The 3,166-nt window shown below is 68.3% G+C and carries 3 protein-coding genes; 1 reads left to right on the top strand and 2 read right to left on the bottom strand.

Annotated features, from left to right (window positions below; genetic code table 11):
- Positions 1–619: glycosyl transferase family 28 (locus V7067_RS15865; RefSeq protein WP_334176873.1), on the top strand; the 619-nt coding region annotated here is incomplete at its 5' end.
- Between the two features lie 250 nt (positions 620–869).
- On the opposite strand, the gene V7067_RS15860 is transcribed toward V7067_RS15865, so the two are convergent.
- Positions 870–1,193 (bottom strand): HU family DNA-binding protein, encoded by a 324-nt coding sequence (locus V7067_RS15860; protein ID WP_334176872.1) that lies wholly within the window; start codon positions 1,191–1,193, stop codon positions 870–872.
- Positions 1,194–1,415: 222 nt separating this feature from the next.
- Positions 1,416–3,166: endopeptidase La (gene lon / locus V7067_RS15855; protein WP_334176871.1), on the bottom strand; the 1,751-nt coding region annotated here is incomplete at its 5' end.

Raw genomic sequence — 3,166 nt, 5'->3', positions numbered from 1 at the left:
GGGAATTGCCCGCGTCTTCGCCGCGCCGCTGGCACTGGCCGTCATTCCCGCCGGCGCCGGCCGGGCACTCGCGGAGCGGCTGGAAGAAACCGAAGATGTCTGGGTGCTGCAGCACGGCTGGAGCCACACCAACCACCAGCCGGCCGGCAGCCGCGCGGCGGAAGTGGGCGATGCCCGCCCGGCCGATACCGTTCTGGCGGAACTCGGCACCGGGCGCGTGCGCCTCGATGCCCTGTTCGGCCCCCGCTTTCTGCCCGTCCTGACGCCGCCGTGGAACCGGATCGCGCCGGAAGTCGCAGCCCGGCGACGCGAGGCCGGCCTGCCGGGGCTCTCCACCTTCGCCGGCCGGGAAGCCGAGCCGGGCCGGGCGGATTGCCACCTAGACCCCATCGCATGGCGCGGTACGCGCGGCTATATCGGCGACGAACGGGCCCTGATGCTGGCCGGCGAAGAAATCGCCGCCCGCCGCACCGCGCCGACAGCGATCGGCCTGCTCACCCACCACCTTGCCCACGACGACGCGGTCTGGGGCTTCGTCGAAACCACGGTGGCCGTCATCTCCGCCCACCCGGCGGCACGGTGGGCACCCGTCCCGGAACTGTTCGAAACGCCGGCCTGAGGCGCGCCCCCCTTTTCGGACCCGCACCCGTTCAGGGCCCATGAAACAGAAAACCCCGGCGCATCGCACCGGGGTTTTCTTCATCGCGGATCGGGGCAACAGGGAGGGTCGCGACACGAACTCTCCGGCCGGCGGACCCTTTCGGCCGCAAACTGCGGACAGGCGGCGAGCGCCCCGTTCGCCCGTTCACGTCGCCTGAGTGCGGGCCTTCTGCACGGACCGGAACCCCTTGCCCCGGAAAGGGCCAGCCTCAGGCCGCTTCGTCGTCGGAAACGCCGCCGTTCACGGCGTCCTTCAGCGGCTTGCCTGCCTTGAACTTCGGAATGCGGGCCGCGGGGATCTGGATCGCGGCACCGGTGCGCGGGTCGCGGCCGGTCGAAGCGGCCCGCTGGCTCACGGCGAAGCTGCCGAAGCCGACGATGCGGACTTCGTCGCCATTCACCAGAGCTTCGACGATGGCGTCGAACGCAGCGTCAACAGCCTTGGTGGCGTCCGCCTTGGTCAGGCCCGCCTTCTCGGCCACCGCCGCGGTCAGCTCGTTCTTGCTGAACCGGTTCGCCTTGACGTTCGTCATTCAATCACCTTTGTTTTTTTCTCCGCCCGGGCTGGGCGTTCCGGGCGGCCTGAAGACCGACAACCGCCCGTCGGCCAAGTCCGCCGGCGGCGCGATGGCGCTTCCTTGCGCGGATTTCGGCCCGAACGCAAGACGAAAAAGCCGCGGAAACCCAAGATTTCCGCGGCTTCGTCGTTCATTTGCCGGTGCAGAAGGCCGCCGGTGCGGCCGGCCCGTGCGCCCTCAGTGCGCCGTAACCGGCGAGACCTGACCTTCCGCCGCAGGCACCGCCCCGGCATCCGGCGCCGGATGCGGCCACTCGATCGCCTCGGGCACGCGGACGAGGGCGCGCTTCACCACCTCGTCCATCCGTGCGACCGGCACGATCTCCATGCCGCTCTTCACGTTGTCCGGGATCTCGGCCAGATCCTTGGCATTCTCGGCCGGGATCAGCACGGTCTTGATGCCGCCGCGCAGCGCCGCCAGCAGCTTCTCCTTCAGGCCGCCGATGGGCAGCACGCGGCCGCGCAGGGTGATCTCGCCCGTCATCGCCACGTCACGCCGCACCGGAATGCCGGTCATGACCGAGATGACGGCCGTCGCCATGGCGATACCGGCCGAAGGCCCGTCCTTCGGGGTTGCCCCTTCGGGAACGTGGACGTGGATGTCGCGCTGCTCGAACAGCGGCGGCTCGATGCCGAACTCGACCGCCCGCGAGCGGACATAGGAGGCCGCCGCCGAGATCGATTCCTTCATCACGTCGCGCAAGTTGCCCGTGACCGTCATCTTGCCCTTGCCGGGCATCATCAGGCCTTCGATGGTCAGCAGTTCGCCGCCCACCTCGGTCCACGCCAGACCGGTGACGACACCGACCTGATCTTCCTGCTCCGCCTCGCCGAAGCGATAGCGCGGCACGCCCAGATAATCCTCCAGGTTCGCCGTGGTGATCGTCACCGCCTTGACCGGGGTCGCCTTGCGGCTGCCGGTCGCGGTCACGCTCTTGGGCGAAGCCCCGGCCACGATGTCGCGCACCGCCTTGCGGGCCAGCGTCGCCAGCTCGCGTTCCAGCGAACGCACGCCGGCCTCGCGGGTGTAGCGCTGGATCACGGTGCGCAGCGCCGCGTCATCCACCGCGAACTCGCCCGGCTTCAGACCGTGGTCCGCCTCCGCCTTGGGCAGCAGGTGCTTGCGGGCGATCTCGACCTTTTCATCCTCCGTATAACCGGCGATGCGGATGATCTCCATGCGATCCATCAGCGGGCCGGGAATATTGAGGGTGTTGGCCGTCGTCACGAACATCACGTCCGACAGGTCGTATTCGACCTCCAGATAGTGGTCCATGAAGGCGTGGTTCTGTTCCGGGTCCAGCACTTCCAGCAGGGCCGCCGAGGGATCGCCGCGGAAGTCCATGCCCATCTTGTCGATCTCGTCGAGCAGGAAGAGCGGATTGGACTTCTTCGCCTTGCGCATCGACTGGATGACCTTGCCGGGCATCGAGCCGATGTAGGTGCGGCGATGACCGCGGATTTCCGCCTCGTCCCGCACGCCGCCGAGCGGCATGCGCACGAACTCGCGGCCCGTGGCCTTGGCGATGGACTTGCCCAGCGAGGTCTTGCCGACGCCCGGCGGGCCGACGAGGCACAGGATCGGCCCCTTCAGCTTGTTCGCCCGGCTCTGGACCGCCAGATATTCGAGGATACGCTCCTTGACCTTGTCGAGGCCGTAGTGATCGGCGTCCAGCACCTCCTCGGCGTAGGACAGGTCCTTCTTCACCTTGGAGCGCTTACCCCACGGAATGCCCAGCAGCCAGTCCAGATAGTTCCGCACGACCGTGGCTTCGGCCGACATCGGCGACATCTGGCGCAGCTTCTTGACCTCGGCCAGCGCCTTTTCACGCGCTTCCTTGGAGAGCTTGCTCTTGCGGATGCGCGCTTCCATTTCGGCCGCCTCGTCGCGGCCGTCCTCGCCGTCGCCGAGTTCCTTCTGGATCGCCT

This window comes from Pseudoxanthobacter sp., assembly GCF_036822375.1.
GTDB lineage: Bacteria > Pseudomonadota > Alphaproteobacteria > Rhizobiales > Segnochrobactraceae > Pseudoxanthobacter.
This window is presented reverse-complemented; position numbering and strand designations above follow the sequence as displayed.

What these genes read in the sequence shown, in the direction of transcription:
- V7067_RS15860 (WP_334176872.1), bottom strand. Translation starts at nt 1,193, where the DNA reads ATGACGAACGTCAAGGCGAACCGGTTCAGCAAGAACGAGCTGACCGCG.